Below are 19,746 nucleotides of genomic sequence, written 5' to 3' on the forward strand. Positions count from 1 at the left end.
ACACTGCATGAAAAAGGTTCTGTTGTTTACCGCATTGGCGGCTGCGCTCACGGCTTCTTTCGCCAACGCCGGCGAGAAACTGGTGGTTGCCGCAACGCCGGTGCCACACGCTGAAATCCTCGAGCTGATCAAGCCGACCCTGGCCAAAGAAGGCGTGGACCTGGAAATCAAGGTTTTCACCGACTACGTGCAACCGAACGTACAGGTGGGCGAGAAGCGTCTGGACGCCAACTACTTCCAGACCCTGCCGTACCTGAACAGCTTCAACCAGGGTAAATACAAGGACGACAAATCCAAGTACCTGGTGACCGTGCAGGGCGTCCACGTTGAACCGTTCGGTGGCTACTCGAGCAAGTACAAGACCCTGGCTGAACTGCCGGACGGCGCGACCATCGCCATCCCTAACGAAGGCAGCAACAGCGGCCGTGCCCTGATCCTGCTGCAGAAGGCCGGTCTGATCGAACTGAAAGACCCGAAAAACGCTTTGGCAACGCCAAAAGACATTGCCAAGAACCCGCACAATTTCAAGTTCAAGGAACTGGAATCGGCCCTGCTGCCACGCGTACTGAAAGAAGTTGATCTGGACATGATCAACACCAACTACGCCCTGGAAGCCAAGCTGAACCCGCAGAAAGATGCGCTGGTGATTGAAGGCGCTGACTCGCCGTACGTGAACTTCCTGGTGGCCCGTGAGGACAACAAGAACAGCGACGCGATCCAGAAACTGGCCAAGGCCCTGACAAGTCCGGAAGTCAAAGCCTTCATCGAGAAGAAGTACAGCGGCGCGGTGTTGCCGGCGTTCTGATCTGACGCTTTGATCTGATGTAAAAACGCCGATGGCCAGTGATGGTCATCGGCGTTTTTGTGCGTGCCCAAAAAAAGATCGCAGCCTTCGGCAGCTCCTACAGGAGACCGCATTCCCCTGTAGGAGCTGCCGAAGGCCGCGATCTTTTGATCTTGCCGTTACTTCAGGCCACCTGCGCCTGCAGCGCCCGGCGCAACGCCACCAACAATTTCACAATGTCCTGCGGATCCAGCCGCTGCGGCACTTTTACGTCCATGTCTTTCTTCCTTGTGATGAATGGGCCGGAGAGTCTGGCCAAAAGCTGTGGGTCCTTGGAGGTCTTTCGTGAAAAAAAGATCCGTCCTACAGCGCAAAGAAAAATAGCCTTCTTATTCTTTCCCGGCAAACCCACAGGATAGTTTTTTGGGTGATATCAATATGCTTTAACGGTATTTAAATTCTTCTTTTTATACCTATAAAGTCAGTGCCTGCCGGACAGCCACCCGCCGTCCATGGATTGCATCACCGCCGCTTACCGAGCAGCGTCAGGACGCTCATGACTTTCGACTACGCCTTTATCCTCAGCACCCTGCCGGCCTTTCTCAAGGCCGTCGGTGTGACCCTGCAGGTCGGATTGATCGCGATCGGCACTTCGCTGCTGGTGGCGCTGCTCAACGCGACGATTCTGGTGTTCCGCACGCCTTACCTGCGCAAACTCGTCAGCCTCTATGTAGAGCTGGCGCGTAACACGCCGCTGCTGATCCAGCTGTTCTTCGTCTACTTCGCTTTGCCGGCAGTGGGGATCCAGGTTTCCGGTTTCACTGCGGCAATCATCACCATGACCTTCCTTGGCGGTGCCTACCTCACCGAAGTGATGCGCGCCGGTGTCGATGCAGTCCCCCAGGCGCAGCTGGAGTCCGGGCGTTCGATTGGCCTGTCGCACGGGCAATTGCTGCGTTATGTGATCCTGCCGCAGGCGGGGATTCTCAGCTTGCCGTCGCTGTTCGCCAATTTCATTTTTCTGCTCAAGGAAACCACCGTGGTCTCGGCGGTCGCGGTGCCGGAAATCCTCTACACCACCAAGAGCTACATTGCGCTCTACTACAAAACCTACGAAATGCTCGCCGTGCTGACGCTGATATGCGTGCTGCTGTTCCTGCCGCTGTCGCTGTTGCTCAGCCGCCTGGAAAGGAGGCTCCAGCATGGCCAGTTCGGGTCTTGAACTGCTCTGGGTGTCGTTGCCGCAACTGGCCAAAGGCGCCGGGCAAACCTTGTCGATCTCGTTTCTGAGCATCGCCATCAGCACGGTCGGCGGGGTGCTTTACGGCGTGTTGCGCACGTTGAACGTAACGTGGCTGAACGCGATTTTGCGCATCTATCTGGAGCTGTTCCGGGCGATCCCGGTGCTGGTCTGGTTGTATCTGCTGTTCTTCGGTCTGCCGATTTTCTTCGGTCTGAGCCTGCCGAGCTTCTGGTGCGCGGTGCTGGTGCTGTCGCTGTGGGGCGCCAGCGAGGTCGGCGAGGTGGCGCGCGGTGCGCTGCATTCGTTACCGCGCGGGCAGCGCGAAGCGGGGCTGTCGATCGGTCTGAACGCTGCGCAACTGTATGGCTACGTGCTGTTGCCGCAAGCGCTCAAGCGCATGACGCCGCCGACCATCAACGTCTACACGCGGATCATCAAGACCAGCTCGCTGGCGGTGCTGATCGGTGTGGTTGACGTGATCAAGGTCGGCCAGCAGATCATCGAGCGCACTTACGAATCGGTACTGATCTACGGCGCGCTGTTCCTGTTCTTCTTTTTCATCTGCTACCCGTTGTCGGCCGCCTCGCGCGTGCTGGAGCGGCGCTGGACGCAAGCATGAGCGCACTGATCGAGTTTCACGGCTTCAACAAATTCTATGGCGCGCAGCAGGTGCTCAAGGGCATCGACCTGCACGTGCAGAGCGGCGAAGTGATCGTCATTCTTGGCCCCAGCGGTTGCGGCAAAAGCACCTTGCTGCGTTGCCTCAATGGCCTGGAAGAGGCGCACAGCGGCAGCCTGAAATTCGTCGGGCGCGAGCTGCTGGACACAGCCACTGACTGGCGCGAAATCCGTCAGCAGATCGGCATGGTGTTCCAGAGTTATCACCTGTTCCCGCACATGAGCGTGCTCGACAATCTGCTGCTCGGCCCGCTCAAGGTGCAAAAGCGTCAGCGTCGCGAAGCGCAACAGCAGGCCGAAGCCTTGCTTGAGCGCGTCGGTCTGCTGGACAAGCGCGATGCTTTCCCGCGCCAGCTCTCCGGTGGTCAGCAGCAACGCATCGCCATTGTCCGGTCGCTGTGCATGAATCCACGGGTCATGCTCTTCGACGAAGTCACCGCCGCCCTCGACCCGGAAATGGTCAAGGAAGTGCTGCAGGTCATTCAGGGCCTGGCCCGCGAAGGCATGACCCTGTTGATCGTCACCCACGAAATGGCCTTCGCCCGCGCGGTGGCCGACCGCATCGTGTTCATGGATGCCGGGCGCATCGTTGAACAGTCCCCACCCGAGATTTTCTTTACGAACCCGCAGACCGCACGCGCGCAGCAGTTTCTGGAGAAGTTCTCCTTCGTTGCCACACTGCCAGAAACGAATCCGACAAAGGAACTGGAACCGCTATGAAAACTGCCGCTTTGTTAATGCCTCTGCTCAGCCTCGCCTTGCTCGCCGGTTGCGGTAAAACCGAAGAGCCGCCAAAGCCGAAAGTCGCCAGCGAGAGCGCCGCGCCGGCCGGTTATCTGGACAAGATCAAGGCCCGCGACAAACTGATTGTCGGCGTCTTCACCGATAAGCCACCGTTCGGTTTCGTCGATGAGGCCGGGCGCTACGTCGGCTTCGATACCGACATTGGTCGGCGCTTCGCCAAGGATCTGCTCGGCGATGAAAACAAGGTCGAGTTCGTTGCCGTCGAGCCGGCCAGCCGCATTCCGTTTCTGCAAAGCGACAAGGTCGACCTGATCCTCGCCAACATGACCGTCACCCCGGAGCGCAAGGAAGCGGTGGAATTCACCAACCCGAACCTCAAGGTGGCCGTGCAGGCGCTGGTGCCGCAGGGCAGTTCGGTGAAGAAGCTCGATGATCTGGCCACGCGCACCACGATTGTCACCACCGGCACCACCGCTGATATCTGGCTGACCAAGAACCACCCGGATTGGAAACTGCTCAAGTTCGAGAAAAACTCCGAGTCGCTGCAAGCCTTGGCCAATGGTCGCGGCGATGCCTATGCGCAGGACAATCTGGTGCTGTTCAGCTGGGCCAAACAGAATCCGGGCTATCGCGTGCTCGAGGAAAAACTGGGCGCCGAGGCGCCGATTGCGCCGGCCGTGAAGAAGGGCAATCTGGAGTTACGTGACTGGGTCAACAGCGAACTGGCCAAACTGGGCGAGGAGAAATACCTGCTCAAGCTCTATGACCAATATGTGCGCAAAGAGCTGAGCGATGACACCCGGCCTGAGAGTGTGATTGTTGAAGGGGGCAAGTGGCAGGGGTGATTGCCTGTTGGATCGGCGGTGCAGCTTGCCCCTCACCCCAGCCCTCTCCCCAGGGAGAGGGAGCCGATCTTCGGGCTTTTCAAAACCAAGTTCGACTTGAGACTTTCAGGTCGGCGTAACCCTCGCGAACCACTCGTTCAGTCCCCTCTCCCTCTGGGAGAGGGCTAGGGTGAGGGGCTTTTCGCTGGCACCCCTCAATCCGGCCAGTGCCACGCTGGCTCATCCAGCACCCGCTGGCCGACAATTCCGGTTTGCCCCAGCGTCTTCTCCAGCACGATGCAATTGCACTGCGGATCTTCCTGCAATGCCGAGATCAGCCGCCGCGCGTGGGACACCACCCACACCTGGCATTGCTCTGAAGCGCGGATGATCAGTCGCGCCAGCGCCGGCAGGAGGTCCGGATGCAGGCTGGTTTCCGGTTCGTTGAGCACCATCAGCGATGGCGGTCGCGGAGTCAGTAGTGCCGCGACCAGCAGCAGATAGCGCAAGGTCCCGTCCGACAATTCTGCCGCCGACAACGGACGCAGCAAGCCTTCCTGATAAAACTCGATAGCGAAACGCCCACCAGCCAACGGCGCAATATTGAGCCGCGCACCGGGAAACGCATCGCTGATCGCGGCGCGTAAGGCATCCGGGTCGCCGATTTCGATAATCGTCTGCAAGGCTGCTGCCAGATCGCGACCGTCGTGGTGCAACACTGGCGTGCGCGTGCCCAATTGCGGCTGACGCACCGGCGCGTCGGCATCGCTGCGAAAGTGATCATAGAAGCGCCAGCGGCGGATGAACTCGCGCATCTGGAACACCTCCGGCGAGCTGCGCAGATTGCCGACCTGATCGAACAGACTGTCGAAGTTCGGCGTGTGTTGCGCCAGCACATCCCAGGCGCGACCTTCGCGGGCACGGATCATCGGGCCGTTACGGTCGACCAGCAGGCTCGCCGGGCGAAACACCGGGCCGGCCCAGATGCATTCACGTTTGATTTCCGGGTCGAGGGAAAAGCACGAACGGCTTGGTACCGGCAGGCCCAGACCGATGGCGTAGCTGAAATCCTCGCCGGCAAATCCAAGCCGCAGCCGCCTCACCTCTTGGCGTACCGTCGGTTCGATCGCCACTTCACCGTTGCGCATGCGCCGGCTGATGGTTTCCGGCCCGGCCCAGAACGTCGATTCCAGCCCGCCCTCACGCGCCAGCGCATTGACCACGCCGCCCTGCGCGGTTTCCGCCAGCAGGCGCAGGGCGCGATAGAGGTTGGACTTGCCGCTGCCATTGGGCCCGGTAATCAGGTTCAGCCGCCCGAGCGGAATCACCAGTTTGTTGATCGAGCGGTAATTGGCCACTGCCAGGGTATGAAGCATGGAATTCCTTCTCTTCGGGCGGCCCTTGTAGGAGCTGCCGAAGGCTGCGATCTTTTGATCTTGAAAAAGCAAAGATCGCAGCCTTCGGCAGCTCCTGCACGGAAATGTTGTGATCGCTCAGGCGAACGTTGAACCCTGTTCTAAGCTCACAGTCGTATCGTCACTTGCACGTTCGTACACAGGAAGGAGTCTGCATGGCAAGTCCCGGAATGAAAACAGCGGTCATGCTGAGTCTGTTCACTTTGCTCACCGCTTGCGGCGACAAGAAACCTGCTCAGGAATACCTGCCACGGGTCTTTGTCCAAGAGGTCGAACCGGCCAACTACGCCGCAGCGGTGACCCTCACCGGTGATGTGCAGGCGCGGGTGCAGACGCAGCTGTCGTTCCGCGTCGGCGGCAAGATCATTCAGCGCATGGTCGATGTCGGCGACCGGGTCACGGCCAAACAGGTACTGGCCAAGCTCGATCCGAAAGATCTGCAGACCAACGTCGATTCCGCTCAGGCCCAAGTCGTCGCCGAACAGGCCCGCGTCAAGCAAGCCGCGGCGGCCTTCGTCCGTCAGCAAAAACTCCTGCCCAAGGGCTACACCAGTCAGAGCGAATACGATTCCGCGCAAGCGGCGCTGCGCAGTAGCCAGAGCGCATTGAGCGCGGCGCAGGCGCAATTGGCCAACGCCAGGGACCAGCTCAGCTACACCTCGCTGATCGCCGATGCACCGGGCGTGATCACCGAGCGCCAGGCTGAAGTCGGCCAAGTGGTACAGGCCACCGCACCGATTTTCAGCCTTGCCCGCGATGGCGACCGCGATGCGGTGTTCAATGTCTACGAATCGCTGCTGGCCGAGCGGCCATCCGACCGTTCGATCGTGGTCAGCCTGCTCGACAACCCCGAGATCAAAACCACCGGCACCGTGCGCGAAATCACCCCCTCGGTATCGGCGCAGTCGGGCACCGTGCAGGTCAAGGTCAGCCTCGACAAACTGCCGCCGGGCATGCAGCTCGGTTCGGTCGTGAGCGCCACCGCCAAAGGCACCGGCAAATCGGCGGTGGAACTGCCATGGTCGGCGCTGACGAAAAACATCAGCGACCCGGCGGTATGGCTGGTCGATGACAAGGGCGAAGCGCAGTTGCATACGGTTACGGTCGGTCGTTACCTGACCGGCAAAGTGATCATCAGCGAAGGCCTCAAGGGCGGCGAGAAAGTCATCGTCGCCGGCGGCCAGTTGCTGCACCCCGGCATGAAAGTCGAGATTGCCGAAAACACCTACAAGGATCTGCAACCGGGAGCGCAGCCATGAAGCGCCTCGGCCTGTTGTGCATGGCGCTGCTGCTGGGCGCCTGCTCGGAAAAGGAAAAACCACCGGAACCGGTACGCCCGGTGCTGTCGGTCACGGTCAAAGCGCTCAACGAAGAAAGCCTCGGGCGCTTTGCCGGCAGCATTCAGGCGCGCTACGAGAGCAACACCGGTTTCCGCGTCGGCGGACGTATCGCGCGGCGTAACGTCGATGTCGGCGCCGAAGTGCAGAAGGGCACTTTGCTCGCCACCCTCGACCCGTCCGATCAGCAGAATCAGTTGCGTTCGGCCCAAGGCGATCTGGCGAGAATCCAGGCGCAACTGATCAACGCCCAGGCCAACGCACGCCGTCAGCAAGCGCTGTTCGATCGCGGCGTCGGTGCGCAGGCGCAACTGGACGTCGCCAACACCGATCTGAAAACCACCCAGGCCTCGCTCGATCAGGCGCGCGCGGCGGTCAGCCAGAGCAAGGATCAACTGAGCTACACCGAGCTGCGCTCCGATCACAAAGCCGTGGTCACTGCGTGGAACGCCGAAGCCGGGCAAGTGGTAACTGCCGGGCAACAAGTGGTGACCCTGGCACAACCGGACATCAAGGAAGCGGTGATCGACCTGCCCGATACGCTGGTCGATCAGTTGCCCAGCGACGTGGTGTTCTCGGTGGCTGCGCAACTCGACCCGAGCATCAACACCACGGCGATCATCCGCGAGATCGAGCCCCAGGCACAAAGCGCGACGCGCACCCGCCGCGCTCGTCTGACTTTGTCGGATACGCCGGACGGTTTCCGCCTCGGCACCGCGATCAGCGTAACCCTCAGTTCGACAATCAAACCGCGCATCGAACTGCCGCTCACTGCGTTGCAGGAAGTCGATGGCAAAACCCGGATCTGGGTGATCGACACGCAAAACAAAACCGTTAACCCGCGTGACGTCAGCGTGGTCAGCCGTGGCGACCACAGTGTGGTACTCGCTGGCGGCGTGCAAAACGGCGAGCGCGTGGTCAGCGCCGGCGTCAACAGTCTCAAACCCGGACAATCGGTAAAACTTGACGAGGACAGTCAATGAAAGGCTCTTTCAACCTCTCCGAATGGGCCCTCAAGCACCAGTCTTTCGTGTGGTACCTGATGTTTGTCGGGTTGCTGATGGGTGTTTTCTCCTACTTCAATCTGGGCCGCGAGGAAGACCCGTCGTTCACCATCAAGACCATGGTGATCCAGACCAAATGGCCGGGCGCGACCCAGGAAGAAACCCTCAAGCAGGTGACCGACCGCATCGAGAAAAAACTCGAAGAGCTCGATTCCCTCGACTACGTGAAAAGCTACACACGCCCCGGCGAATCGACGGTGTACGTGTACCTGCGCGACACCACCAGTGCCAAGGACATCCCGGAAATCTGGTACCAGGTGCGCAAGAAGATCGACGACATTCGCGGCCAGTTCCCCCAAGGCATTCAGGGCCCGGGATTCAATGATGAATTCGGTGACGTGTACGGCTCGGTCTACGCCTTCACCGCCGACGGCCTGACCATGCGCCAGTTGCGCGATTACGTGGAACAGGCGCGCGCCGAAATCCGCAACGTGCCTGGGCTGGGCAAGATCGAAATGGTCGGCCAGCAGGACGAAACGATTTACCTGAATTTCTCCACACGCAAACTTGCTGCGCTGGGTATCGACCAGCGCCAGGTGGTGCAGAGCCTGCAATCGCAGAACGCAGTAACACCGGCCGGGGTGATCGAGGCGGGGCCGGAGCGGATCTCCGTACGCACCTCGGGCCAGTTCGCTTCGGAAAAAGACCTCGCCGAGGTCAATCTCAAGCTCAATGATCGCTTCTATCGTCTGGCCGACATCGCCGAGATCAGCCGTGGCTACGTCGACCCGGCGACGCCGGAATTCCGCTTCGACGGCAAACCGGCGATCGGCCTGGCGATTGCCATGCAGAAGGGCGGCAACGTTCAGGAGTTCGGCAAAGCGCTGCACGAGCGCATCGACCAGCTCACCGCCGACTTGCCGGTTGGCGTTGGCGTGCACACGGTGTCCGATCAGGCTGTAGTGGTGGAAGAGGCCGTTGGCGGTTTCACCAGCGCCCTGTTCGAAGCGGTCATCATCGTGCTGGTGGTGAGTTTCATCAGCCTCGGCGTACGCGCCGGTCTGGTGGTGGCCTGCTCGATTCCGCTGGTGCTGGCGATGGTCTTTGTGTTCATGGAATACAGCGGCATCACGATGCAGCGGATTTCCCTCGGCGCGCTGATCATTGCCCTTGGCCTGCTGGTGGACGACGCGATGATCACCGTGGAAATGATGGTCACGCGTCTGGAAATGGGCGAGAGCAAGGAGCAGGCGGCGACCTTCGCCTACACCTCCACGGCGTTCCCGATGCTCACCGGAACGCTGGTGACCGTCGCCGGTTTCGTGCCCATCGGCCTCAACGCCAGCTCTGCCGGTGAATACACGTTCACGCTGTTCGCGGTGATCGCGGTAGCGATGATCGTCTCGTGGGTGGTGGCGGTGTTCTTTGCGCCGGTGATTGGCGTGCACATCCTCAGCGACAAGGTGAAGGCCCATGATGCCGAGCCGGGTCGCGTCGGCCGGGCGTTCAACGGCGGTCTGCTGTGGGCCATGCGCAATCGCTGGTGGGCAATCGGCGTCACCGTGCTGTTGTTCGTGCTGGCGGTGTTCTGCATGCGCTTCGTACAGAACCAGTTTTTCCCGGCATCCGACCGCCCGGAAATTCTCGTCGACCTGAACCTGCCGCAAAACGCCTCGATCGATGAAACCCGCAAAGCGGTGGACAAGCTCGAAGCAACGCTCAAGGGCGATCCGGACATCGTGCGCTGGAGCACTTACATCGGTCAGGGCGCGATCCGTTTCTACCTGCCCCTCGATCAGCAATTGCAGAATCCGTACTACGCGCAACTGGTGATCGTCAGCAAGGATTTCGAAGCCCGCGAGGCCCTCAGCCAGCGCTTGCGCGAGCGGCTGCACAAGGACTTCGTCGGCATCGGCAGCTACGTGCAGGCTCTGGAAATGGGGCCTCCGGTGGGCCGTCCGATCCAGTACCGGGTCAGCGGCAAGGACGTCGATCAGGTGCGCAAACATGCTATCGACCTGGCTACCGAACTGGACAAGAACCCGCACATCGGCGAGATCATTTACGACTGGAACGAGCCGGGCAAAGTCCTGCGCATCGACATTGCTCAGGACAAGGCGCGGCAACTCGGGTTGTCCTCCGAAGACGTGGCCAATCTGATGAACAGCATCGTCAGTGGCTCGCCGTTGACCCAGGTCGATGACGATATCTACCTGATCAACGTGGTCGGCCGTGCCGTGGATTCCGAACGCGGTACCCCGGAAACCTTGCAGAACCTGCAGATCGTCACGCCGAGCGGCACCTCGATCCCGCTGTTGGCGTTCGCCACCGTGCGCTATGAACTGGAACAGCCGCTGGTCTGGCGTCGCGATCGCTTGCCGACCATCACCATCAAGGCCTCGGTGCGCGACGAGATTCAGCCGACCGACCTGGTGAAACTGCTCAAGCCGTCGATCGACGCTTTTGCCTCGAAACTGCCGGTCGGCTACAAGGTCGCCACCGGCGGTACGGTCGAGGAAAGCGGCAAGGCCCAGGGGCCGATTGCCAAGGTGCTGCCGCTGATGCTGTTTCTGATGGCGACGTTCCTGATGATCCAGTTGCACAGCGTGCAGAAGATGTTCCTGGTCGCCAGTGTCGCGCCGCTCGGCTTGATCGGCGTGGTCCTGGCGCTGGTGCCGACCGGCACGCCGATGGGCTTTGTGGCGATCCTCGGGATTCTCGCGCTGATCGGCATCATCATCCGCAACTCGGTGATCCTGGTGACCCAGATCGACGAGTTCGAGCAAAAGGGCTACGCGCCGTGGGACGCGGTGGTCGAAGCCACCGAACACCGACGCCGACCCATCCTGCTGACCGCCGCAGCGGCGAGCATGGGCATGATCCCTATCGCCCGGGAAGTGTTCTGGGGGCCGATGGCCTACGCGATGATCGGCGGGATTGTCGTGGCGACGCTGCTGACGCTGCTGTTTCTACCGGCGCTGTATGTGGCCTGGTACAAGATTCGCGAGCCGCAGAAAGACGAAAAACCGGCCCAGTGAGGTTGATCCTGGCATCTTTGGGAAAGGTCTGACTTACAGCGTGAGAGGACTGCGCTAACGTCCCTCCTTCATTCGTGGAGGGACGCCCGATGTCGACTGGTTCCGGCAAATTACGCGGATTGCTGTTGCTCGCATTGTTAAGCCTGTCGCCGGTGGCGCTGGCCGAGGTGCTGCTGGAAAACGATCTGTGGCGGGTGCGGATCGATCCCGCGACGCTGGCGGTGCGCGTAGAGCCCGCCGGGCGTCCGGCAGTGCAAGCATCGGCTGGAGTGTTGCGGCACAAGGTCGGTGGATTGGTCAGGCACGGCAATCGTATCGACTGGCAGTGGGACGACGGGCGCTGGGCGCTTCGCGTTGTTCTTGAGCAGCGTGACTTGTCGTTTTCGATCACGGCCCGGGCGCCCTCGGAAATCGAGTTTATCCATCAGCCCGCCAGTGCAATGGGGCAAGCGCTCATCTGGCCGCTTGCCGAAGGACGCTATGTGCCGCGCGGTGATGCGGTGTGGCAAAAATTCCTCCTCGCGCAAGGCGTGCTCAATACCACCCAGGATCTGAGTCTGCCGCTATGGGGAATGGAATACGCGGACTTCAGCCTGCACTGGCTGCTGACCAACCCCTACAACAATCAGCTGCGTTTCAAGGCAGCGGGTGATGCTTTGGGGTTGTCAGCCAGGCATCGTTTCACTTCGCTTGAACCGTCGACGCCGCTGACCTTCAGGCTGTTTCTCGGTGACGCGGATCCGTTGGCCGGCGCGAAGCGCTACAAACAGTGGCTGGTCGAAACCGGTCAGTATGAAACCTTACAGAGCAAGCTGGTCAAGACCCCGCAAGCGGCGAAGCTGATCGGTGCGGCGCATGTCTATCTGTGGGGCACCGATCTGCTCGGCCGCGATAATGTGCGTAATTGGCCACTGCTGATTGCCCGACTGCGCGGCCCGGGGCTGCTGGTCAGTGAGCTTCGTGCGGCGATGGATGGTGCAGCGCTGCGGCTGATCGCCAGCGAAACCGTACTCAATCGCTATCAGCAGACGCTGCTGTTGCGCAGCCTCAATCAGGCGTTGAACACTCAGGCGCGCAAAACCTGGCAGGCGCGTGCGGTCCCGGACATGCAGGCGCTGGCCAACGGGTATGCTGATGTGCGCGCGCAACTGGCGGTTGTTCTGACGGATGCGCTGAAGCCTGATGCTTCGAGCTGGGGTAGCACCTTGTCGCGCCTGACCATCGAACGATTACAGAACGCCGGGCTGTCGCGTTTATGGCTGGGACTCGGCGAGGGCTGGGAAGGTGGACTCTGGCACCCGGAGGCAATTCGCGCGGCCGTCGCGGCGGGGTATCTGATCGCCCCGTATGACTCCTATGAAACCGCCCTGCGCCGAGACGAAAATCCGCACTGGACCACCGCGCACCTGGGCGACCTTGCCAATACCGAATGCGCGATCATGCTGCAAAGCGGCGCGCTGAAAAGGGGGTTTCAGCAATCCGGTCACTACACCGATCCGCGATGTGTACGACCGTTGCTGGAGCGGCGCATCAATGCGATCCAGAAGTCCGTAGGATTCAACAGCTGGTTTCTCGACGCTTACGCCGCTGGCATGCTGTTCGACAGTTACCGTCCCGGGGCGCCGATGACCCAGGCGCAGAATGCCGAGGGCAACGTGGCTGCATCGCGCTGGATCAACCATGTATTGCAACTGCCGAGCGGTTCCGAGGACGGCAATGCGGTCACCGCTCAGGGTTTGCTGTTCGCCCATGGCATGCAGACACCGGTAATCGGCTGGGGCGATAGCGAAATGAGCCAGCCGGGCCAATCGGAGTTTTTCGTCGGTCGGTGGTACCCGCCGGAGCAGCCGGCGGTGTTTTTCAAGTCGACCCGGCTGAAGGCTGACTACCGACGCGTTCATTTCGCTCCCGCCAGCCGTCTACCGCTGTATCAGGCGGTATTCCACGGTTCTGTCATCACCAGTCATCACTGGTTGTTCGATAATCTGAAGCTGAGCGATGTGCGGGTGGAAAACGAGCTCACCCAGCTGCTCTACAACGTACCGCCGCTGTACCACCTGAGCGCGGCCAGCCTTGATCAGCGCTTGCCGTTGATTGTGCGTCAGAACCAATTCTTTCGTCCGCTGCACGAACGTCTGGCGACGCAAGCGCTGACAGCTTTTGACTGGTTGAGCGAGGATCGCCTGCTACAGCAGACGACGTTTGCCGACGGCACGCGACTGCTGGCCAATTTCGACGCCGCTCCACGCAATTGGCTGGGCCGGACGTTATTGGCACAAAGCCTGACTGCGCTGTTGCCGGACGGTAGCGACAGTCAGTATCAGGTCCAGGCGGCGCCTTGATTCAGACTTTGCGCCACACGCTCGCCAGCCACGGCTGCTGCTCACGCGGCAACCCGGCGGGGCGGTAGTAATGCTCAAGCTCGACAAAACCCGCCGTCGTCAGCAACCCACGCCAGGCCTCCAGATCGTGATAAGAGCCGTAACGCGGGCCGTTCCAGCCTTCCCGGTTGTCCCCGCGCGGATTGGAGCTGAACAGCACGCCGCCCGGTTTCAGGGTGCCGTGCAGTTGCCCTAGCACTTGCGGCAAAACCTGCAACGGCACATGAAACAGCACGGCATTGGCAAAGATCCCGTCGAAGCGCTCCGCCGGCAGATCAAGCTTGAGAAAGTCCTGCTGCCAGACTTCGCAACCGCTGTCCTCGCGGGCCATGCGCGCGAATTCCTGCGAGCCATCGAGGCCGATCGCGACGTGGCCCATGCGCGTGAAAGCCTGTAAATCCCGGCCCGGGCCGCAGCCGAAATCCAGAATCGTCAACGGCGCCGCGCCGGGGATATGGCGCAGCAAGGCTTCAATGTTCTGGCTGACATCGTGGTCGCGAGTGCCCTCACGGAAATCCTCGGCCACCGAGTTGTAATGACCCAGTGTCGTGGCGGTGATCTGTTCGAGGTCGCTGGGCGTCTGCTTCATGATCGATGCTGTATTGGCGATGAGAGAGCGGACTATAAGCTTTTTCACCGGCAAAAAAACGCCGCCTGCGCTGGCGACAGCACAGGCGGCGATGGTGGCCAGGCCTCAGTGCTGCTTCGCTCCAAGACAGTCGATCGAACGGTCCATCATTGCCTTGGCCATTTCCAGCAAATGCCAGACCGAGAACACCATGGCTCGATCCGCGCCCCCGAGCTGGTCACCGCATTGATGGACGGTCACCGAAGCGCAGCGCAGCAGATCGGCAACATACAACTGGGCGTCCTCCAGCGTCACATCCTCGCTGATGCTGTAGACGCGTTTCTGTCCCGCCAACGTGACCTGAGTGCCTGCCAGGTGCGAGTCGACGGCGCGGCACAGTGCAGAGCGATCCTTGAGCAAATCCTCGGTGAACCGCTTGCTGGAGGTAAGGCTGAGTGGCGGATCGGCAAGATTTTTTTCCATGGGTAAACTCCTGACTTCAAGTGGGAGCCAACCATTTCGCGACTAAACGAGCAGGACGGCGGCTGCACGCAGATCAGTCGCCGGCCGCCAGTTATCGGCGCACTCGAAAGTGCCCTGCGCACAGCCAATCGGGTAGCTCAAAGCCTCTGCCGAGGTCAGGCCTGACTGCACGCCCAGCGAATCCGGACAACGGAATCCGGTCACTGCAAAACAGTGACGAGCGGAGATTAGCTACCGGATATTTCGGGTACAAGCGGGCAAATTATTCTAGGAATCGTCCTGCAAACCCGCGTGGTTCGGGCTGGCGAAACGATAAAACCTGTGTAGGAAATATCTGAATTTTGCTAAGGGCGTTGCCTTGATTTGTGCGATCACCTGCTCAGCAGGTGGTGGCCACCTGCCGCTATCGACCTTAGCGCTTATTCAGTCCGCGCGCCAGTCTGGCCCAGCGTTCACTGACAACCGGGATTCGCGCAATACAAGCCAAGAGGCCGGCGAGCACTTGCGATGAACACAGGGCAGCACCTGATAGTTCTTACAGTATCGACACTCGGAAAAAACGCTCATTCTTCACCCAAAGATGAGCAAGGGCGCTTGTGACCATGAATGTTCACCACGACACCGCCACGCCGACGCTTTCAGTCATCGACCCTCGTTTGCTGGCGATCCGCAGCGTCGGTTATTGCCGGCATCCGGATGCACCCGCCATCGAATCGCGCATCACCCGGCAGATCTTTGATGAGGCGGGGCGTCAGGTAGCGTCGTGGGATCAGCGTTTGTACGGCGTTGCGCCCAAGCCGAATCTGGCCACACTCTACGCATTGAGCGGTCAAGAGTTACTCACAGACAGCGTCGACGCCGGTTGGCAGGTGCGGCTGTTGAATGAAGCGGGTTCGATGTGTTCTGGCTGGGATGCGCGGGGCAGCCAGAGTCATCGCCAATACGATGATCTGCAGCGACCGCTAGCCCTCACCGAGCAGGCACAGGACGGGCAGTCTCGCGTGGTCGAGCGCTGGATCTATGGAAAAGCCACCGATGATCGCGCGCTGCACAACCAGTGCGGTCGACCGATCCGCCACGACGACCCGGCCGGCAATCGGCACTTCGATGATTACGGCCTCGGCGGTGCAGTGGTGGTGGAGTCGCGACGGTTTTTGATCGAACTCGAGACACCTGACTGGCCACTCGATCCCGACCGTCGAGATGCCTGTCTTGAGGAAACAACGTACGTCACCCGGCAGACTTTCACTCCAACCGGCGACTTGCAGCATCATATCGACGCGGTTGGCAACCTCCGCACCCAGCATTACAACGTCGCCGGGCAATCCTGCGCGACCTGGCTTGTGCAGGCCGGCGAGGGCAGGCAGCCGAAGTGTCTTGTCAGCGCCATTCGCTACAACGCCCAGGGTCAGATCGAAAGTGAAACGGCCGGCAACGGCGTCATCGCTCGTGCCGAATACAGCCGCGATGACGGCCGTTTGCTCAGACTGCTCGCCAGTGTCGGCGCGCAAAAGCCGTTGCAGGATTTGAATTACATATACGATCCGGTAGGCAACATCGTCAGCCTGGAAGACAAGACTCAAGTCGTGTCCTGGTTCAACAATCAGCGCATCGATCCGGTCAGACGGTATCGCTACGACAGCCTTTATCAACTGGTCGAGGCCAGCGGTTGGGAAGTCAGCCAGCCCAGCCATGGTCCGGCCTTGCCGGATCTGCTGCCAACGCCGCTGGACCCCAATCAACGGCGCAACTACACGCAGAAATTCAACTACGACGCAGCGGGTAATCTGATCACTCGCCAGCATAGCGGTGCGCCGGGTTTTTCGATGTACACCTCCACTTACAGCAATCGAAGCCTGGCGGAGCGCGATGACGGTTCTTTGCCCGGAGAACCGGAGATAGCGCTGGGATTTGATGCAGCGGGTAATCAGCTGGAGTTGCAGCGCGGACAGGCCATGTCCTGGAATATACGCAATGAGTTAAGCCGGGTTGTGCAGGTGCGGCGTCAGAATGACAGCGATGACTACGAATGTTATCGCTACGACGAGCCTGGCCATCGGTTGCGTAAAACGACAGTCAGTCAAGCTACCGGGCAAACGCTGACAGCGGAGGTTCGTTATCTGCCTGGTCTCGAGATTCATCGCGAGGGTAACGGTGTCGAGCGCCATGTAATCAGTGTCGACGCCGCGCGTAATCAGGTGCGGGTACTGCACTGGCCAAGCGGGGCGGAAGGCGACCAACTGCGTTACGGCCTCAGTGATCATCTCGGTTCCAGCACGCTGGAATTGGATGATGGTGCGGGAATTTTGACTCAGGAGCATTATTACCCGTTTGGTGGCACGGCGTGCTGGGCGGGGAAAAACTCATTGGTGGCGAAAAACAAAACGATTCGCTACTCAGGTAAAGAGCGGGATGTGACCGGGCTTTATTATTATGGTTATCGTTATTACGCGTCGTGGTTACAACGCTGGACGAGTCCTGACCCTGGCCGAGATATCGATGGAGTCAATCTTTATGCAATGCTAGGAAATAGTCCGCTGATTTTCGTTGATAAACAGGGGATGGTCAGAGGTTTGAGCAGCATTTTGAGCGGCGCAAGTGATGCGGAACATGCGCGCAAGTCCCATTTCGAATTGCACTTGCTCCCCAGAATAATGGCTAGAAAAGACTCGGATAAGAGTTTTGCCATTGTCAAAATCAAAAGGATGGCGCGCATCCAAAGCGATGTGGCTGCGGATGAATTGCTGCAAGCCGCTGTTGATGTCATATCCAGGGCGAAACTGACTTTCAATATAAATCCGGAAAGCATCCCTGAACTAAAAGGTGATGGCCTCAGGAATATTTGGCATCAGGGGGTTAAACCGGGTTTTGCATCGGAGTTCCGGGACGGTTTCGAAATGGACATGTTTGACTATGTTCATTCTCCTTCCAAAATAATAAAAGAGTATGGCTCGGTCGATCATCCTAAATTCAGTGGGGATTTCAGGCCTGTTTATGGAGCTCTGAAACTCTCCGCCGGTCTTGCCAGCGCGGGTGGCGCTTCAGCCTATGGATCTGCTGCCTTCCATCTGAAGGATGAGTCACGTAAATATATGACGTTGATTGGAGCCGACAGCTTCGATCTCAAGCCTTCAATCAATAATCTGGCTTCATTCGGAAATCTGTATCCGGTGTTTCACGAAATGCAACGCGAAACATGGCAAGTATTGACAAGGATTATGTCGGGTGCCGAAACGGATCTGGCTTCGCCTGATGAATACGTGGAGTGGCAATCTCATAACAGCGTCAAGTGGAAAGACATGACGAGTCTGGTTTTTCAGCGAAGAGAAGATATGGAAAACATAATTGACCAGGGGAATACCCGGGCTTTTCTGAAAAAAAATTCTATTACTCCAAGTTATGTCGGGTGAACACTGACAGTAGCGCCCCCAAGTTCGCAGCCGATGGCTGGGGGCTGACTTTCCAGCCACCGGAAGCAAAGAGTCTAGTTCAGCGTTTGTTGAGCCCCCGAGCCAACCGATCCCCACCCAACTGAATCACCGCCACCAACGCCACGAGCAAGACAATCACCGTCAACATGATCTGGCTGTCGAAGCGCTGATAGCCGTACCGATAAGCGATATCCCCCAACCCACCGGCACCAATCGCGCCAGCCATCGCCGACGAATTGATCATGGTCACCAGGGTAATGGTGAAGCCGCCGACAATCCCCGGCAGCGCCTCGGGCAACAGCACATGCCAGACGATGTGCCAGCGCCGGCAACCCATGGCCTGCGCGGCTTCGATCAGGCCATGATCGACCTCGCGCAGACTGACCTCGGCAATTCGTGCAAAGAACGGCGTCGCAGCAATCGTCAGCGGCACCACAGCCGCCCATACACCGTAAGTTGTGCCGACGATCAGGCGGGTGAATGGAATCAGCGCGACCATCAGGATCAGGAATGGAATCGAGCGGAACAGATTGACGAATGCACCCAGCGCACGATTCAACACCGGCGCTTGGTAGATCCCGCCCTTGTCACTGGTGACCAGAACCACCGCCATGGGAATGCCCACCAGCAGCGCGATCAGCGACGACACGCCGACCATCAAAAAGGTGTCGATAAAACCCTGCAGCAAGCGATCAAACCACATAACCCAATACCTCCACCCGTTGCGCCCAGTGCCCGGCGCGTTCACGCATTTGTTCGGTGCTGAAAGTCGAGCCGCTGACGGCCAGCAACAGCTGCCCCAGCGCATGACCCTGAATGCGTTCGACGCCACCCTGAAGCAACTTCACCCGGCCACCCAATGCAGCGAATAATGCGGCCAGATCCGGCTCGTCTGCCGCACTGCCGGTGAACTGCAAACGCAACACCACCGCTGCATCAGAAGCCGTGGATTGCGCCTGCAAACGGCTTTGCAATTCTTCCGGCAGGGCGTGCTGCAGCGGCGCCAGCAGGGTCTGGCTGACTGCGTGTTGCGGATTGCCGAACACTTGCCACACCGACCCTTGCTCGACCACATGGCCATGCTCGAGCACGACGACGCGGTCGCAAATCTCGCGGATCACCGCCATCTCGTGAGTGATCAGCACAATGGTCAGGCCCAGGCGTTTATTGATCTCGCGCAACAGGCCGAGGATCGACTGCGTGGTTTCCGGGTCGAGGGCCGACGTCGCTTCATCGCAGAGCAGAATGTCCGGGTCATGTACCAGCGCGCGGGCGATGCCGACGCGCTGTTTCTGCCCGCCGGAAAGCTGCGCCGGGTATGCCTTGTGCTTGCCTTGCAGGCCGACCAGTTCGAGCAGTTCGCGGACCTTGTTCTCGCGTTGCGCTTTCGGCACACCGGCCACTTTCAGCGGCAACTCGACGTTCTGCCAGACGGTCTTGGCCGACATCAGATTGAAGTGCTGGAAGATCATGCCGATGCGTCGGCGCAGGGCGACGAGGCGGTCTTCATCGAACTCGCCGATATCCACCTGATCGATCAGCACGCGGCCCGATGTCGGTTGCTCGAGACGATTGATCGTACGGATCAACGACGACTTGCCAGCGCCGCTGCGGCCGATGATGCCGAACACTTCCCCGCGCTGGATTGCCAGGTCGATGCCCTGCAAAGCCGCGAGCGGACCTTGCCGGCCGTTGTAGGTTTTGCCCAGGCCGATAAAGCGTACGTGGGCGCGATTCAACTCGGGGTGCAGCTCGGTTTGTTCAGCATTGTGTGGCTCTGGAAGCTCCAGTCGCCGTTGGATCGCGGCAGTCATGT

15 protein-coding genes are annotated in these 19,746 nt (G+C 59.8%); 10 read left to right on the plus strand and 5 right to left on the minus strand.

The window, feature by feature from the left end; translation table 11 throughout:
• The first annotated feature begins 7 nt into the window (after positions 1–7).
• The 5 genes from J2Y90_RS07080 to J2Y90_RS07100 all read left to right on the plus strand — a co-directional run bounded on the left by J2Y90_RS07080 (position 8) and on the right by J2Y90_RS07100 (position 4,294).
• Positions 8–805 (plus strand): MetQ/NlpA family ABC transporter substrate-binding protein, encoded by a 798-nt coding sequence (locus J2Y90_RS07080; protein WP_016772222.1) that lies wholly within the window; start codon positions 8–10, stop codon positions 803–805.
• A gap of 535 nt (positions 806–1,340) precedes the next feature.
• A complete protein-coding gene (locus J2Y90_RS07085) occupies positions 1,341–2,006 on the plus strand; it encodes an amino acid ABC transporter permease (protein WP_253497863.1) in 666 nt (221 codons plus the stop codon).
• Positions 1,987–2,646 carry an amino acid ABC transporter permease gene (locus J2Y90_RS07090; protein WP_039756385.1) on the plus strand — a complete coding sequence of 220 codons (660 nt, stop codon included), beginning with the start codon at positions 1,987–1,989 and terminating at the stop codon, positions 2,644–2,646. The genes J2Y90_RS07085 and J2Y90_RS07090 overlap by 20 nt, the downstream gene beginning before the upstream one ends.
• A complete protein-coding gene (locus tag J2Y90_RS07095) occupies positions 2,643–3,425 on the plus strand; it encodes an amino acid ABC transporter ATP-binding protein (RefSeq protein WP_253497866.1) in 783 nt (260 codons plus the stop codon). Before J2Y90_RS07090 ends, J2Y90_RS07095 begins: the two co-directional genes overlap by 4 nt.
• On the plus strand, positions 3,422–4,294 hold the full coding sequence (locus tag J2Y90_RS07100; protein ID WP_042608551.1) for a transporter substrate-binding domain-containing protein: 873 nt from the start codon (positions 3,422–3,424) through the stop codon (positions 4,292–4,294). The genes J2Y90_RS07095 and J2Y90_RS07100 overlap by 4 nt, the downstream gene beginning before the upstream one ends.
• A 194-nt stretch (positions 4,295–4,488) precedes the next feature.
• Here J2Y90_RS07100 and J2Y90_RS07105 read toward each other — a convergent pair whose 3' ends face one another.
• On the minus strand, positions 4,489–5,649 hold the full coding sequence (locus J2Y90_RS07105; protein ID WP_253497869.1) for an AAA family ATPase: 1,161 nt from the start codon (positions 5,647–5,649) through the stop codon (positions 4,489–4,491).
• A gap of 194 nt (positions 5,650–5,843) precedes the next feature.
• Here J2Y90_RS07105 and J2Y90_RS07110 point away from each other — a divergent pair, with 194 nt between their 5' ends.
• The 4 genes from J2Y90_RS07110 to J2Y90_RS07125 all read left to right on the plus strand — a co-directional run bounded on the left by J2Y90_RS07110 (position 5,844) and on the right by J2Y90_RS07125 (position 13,409).
• Positions 5,844–6,947 (plus strand): efflux RND transporter periplasmic adaptor subunit, encoded by a 1,104-nt coding sequence (locus J2Y90_RS07110; RefSeq protein ID WP_039756391.1) that lies wholly within the window; start codon positions 5,844–5,846, stop codon positions 6,945–6,947.
• Complete coding sequence (locus J2Y90_RS07115) at positions 6,944–8,008, plus strand: efflux RND transporter periplasmic adaptor subunit (RefSeq protein WP_253497872.1); 1,065 nt, start codon at positions 6,944–6,946, stop codon at positions 8,006–8,008. Before J2Y90_RS07110 ends, J2Y90_RS07115 begins: the two co-directional genes overlap by 4 nt.
• Complete coding sequence (locus J2Y90_RS07120) at positions 8,005–11,067, plus strand: efflux RND transporter permease subunit (protein ID WP_253497875.1); 3,063 nt, start codon at positions 8,005–8,007, stop codon at positions 11,065–11,067. The genes J2Y90_RS07115 and J2Y90_RS07120 overlap by 4 nt, the downstream gene beginning before the upstream one ends.
• Positions 11,068–11,156: 89 nt before the next feature.
• Positions 11,157–13,409, plus strand: a complete 2,253-nt coding sequence (locus J2Y90_RS07125; RefSeq protein ID WP_253497878.1) for a glycoside hydrolase — start codon at positions 11,157–11,159, stop codon at positions 13,407–13,409.
• Position 13,410: 1 nt separating this feature from the next.
• Here J2Y90_RS07125 and J2Y90_RS07130 read toward each other — a convergent pair whose 3' ends face one another.
• Positions 13,411–14,037, minus strand: coding sequence for a class I SAM-dependent DNA methyltransferase (locus J2Y90_RS07130; RefSeq protein WP_253497881.1), 627 nt, complete (start codon positions 14,035–14,037; stop codon positions 13,411–13,413).
• A gap of 105 nt (positions 14,038–14,142) precedes the next feature.
• Complete coding sequence (locus J2Y90_RS07135; protein ID WP_253497884.1) at positions 14,143–14,499, minus strand: DUF6124 family protein; 357 nt, start codon at positions 14,497–14,499, stop codon at positions 14,143–14,145.
• A 602-nt stretch (positions 14,500–15,101) separates the two neighbouring features.
• Between J2Y90_RS07135 and J2Y90_RS07140 the strand changes: the two genes are divergently transcribed.
• On the plus strand, positions 15,102–17,909 hold the full coding sequence (locus tag J2Y90_RS07140; protein WP_253497887.1) for an RHS repeat domain-containing protein: 2,808 nt from the start codon (positions 15,102–15,104) through the stop codon (positions 17,907–17,909).
• A gap of 79 nt (positions 17,910–17,988) precedes the next feature.
• On the opposite strand, the gene J2Y90_RS07145 is transcribed toward J2Y90_RS07140, so the two are convergent.
• Positions 17,989–18,633: a methionine ABC transporter permease gene (locus tag J2Y90_RS07145; RefSeq protein ID WP_253497889.1), complete on the minus strand. Its 645-nt coding sequence runs from the start codon at positions 18,631–18,633 to the stop codon at positions 17,989–17,991.
• On the minus strand, positions 18,623–19,744 hold the full coding sequence (locus tag J2Y90_RS07150; protein WP_253497891.1) for a methionine ABC transporter ATP-binding protein: 1,122 nt from the start codon (positions 19,742–19,744) through the stop codon (positions 18,623–18,625). Before J2Y90_RS07150 ends, J2Y90_RS07145 begins: the two co-directional genes overlap by 11 nt.
• Between the last annotated feature and the right edge of the window lie 2 nt (positions 19,745–19,746).

This window comes from Pseudomonas koreensis (assembly GCF_024169245.1).
GTDB classification, from domain to species: domain Bacteria; phylum Pseudomonadota; class Gammaproteobacteria; order Pseudomonadales; family Pseudomonadaceae; genus Aquipseudomonas; species Aquipseudomonas koreensis_F.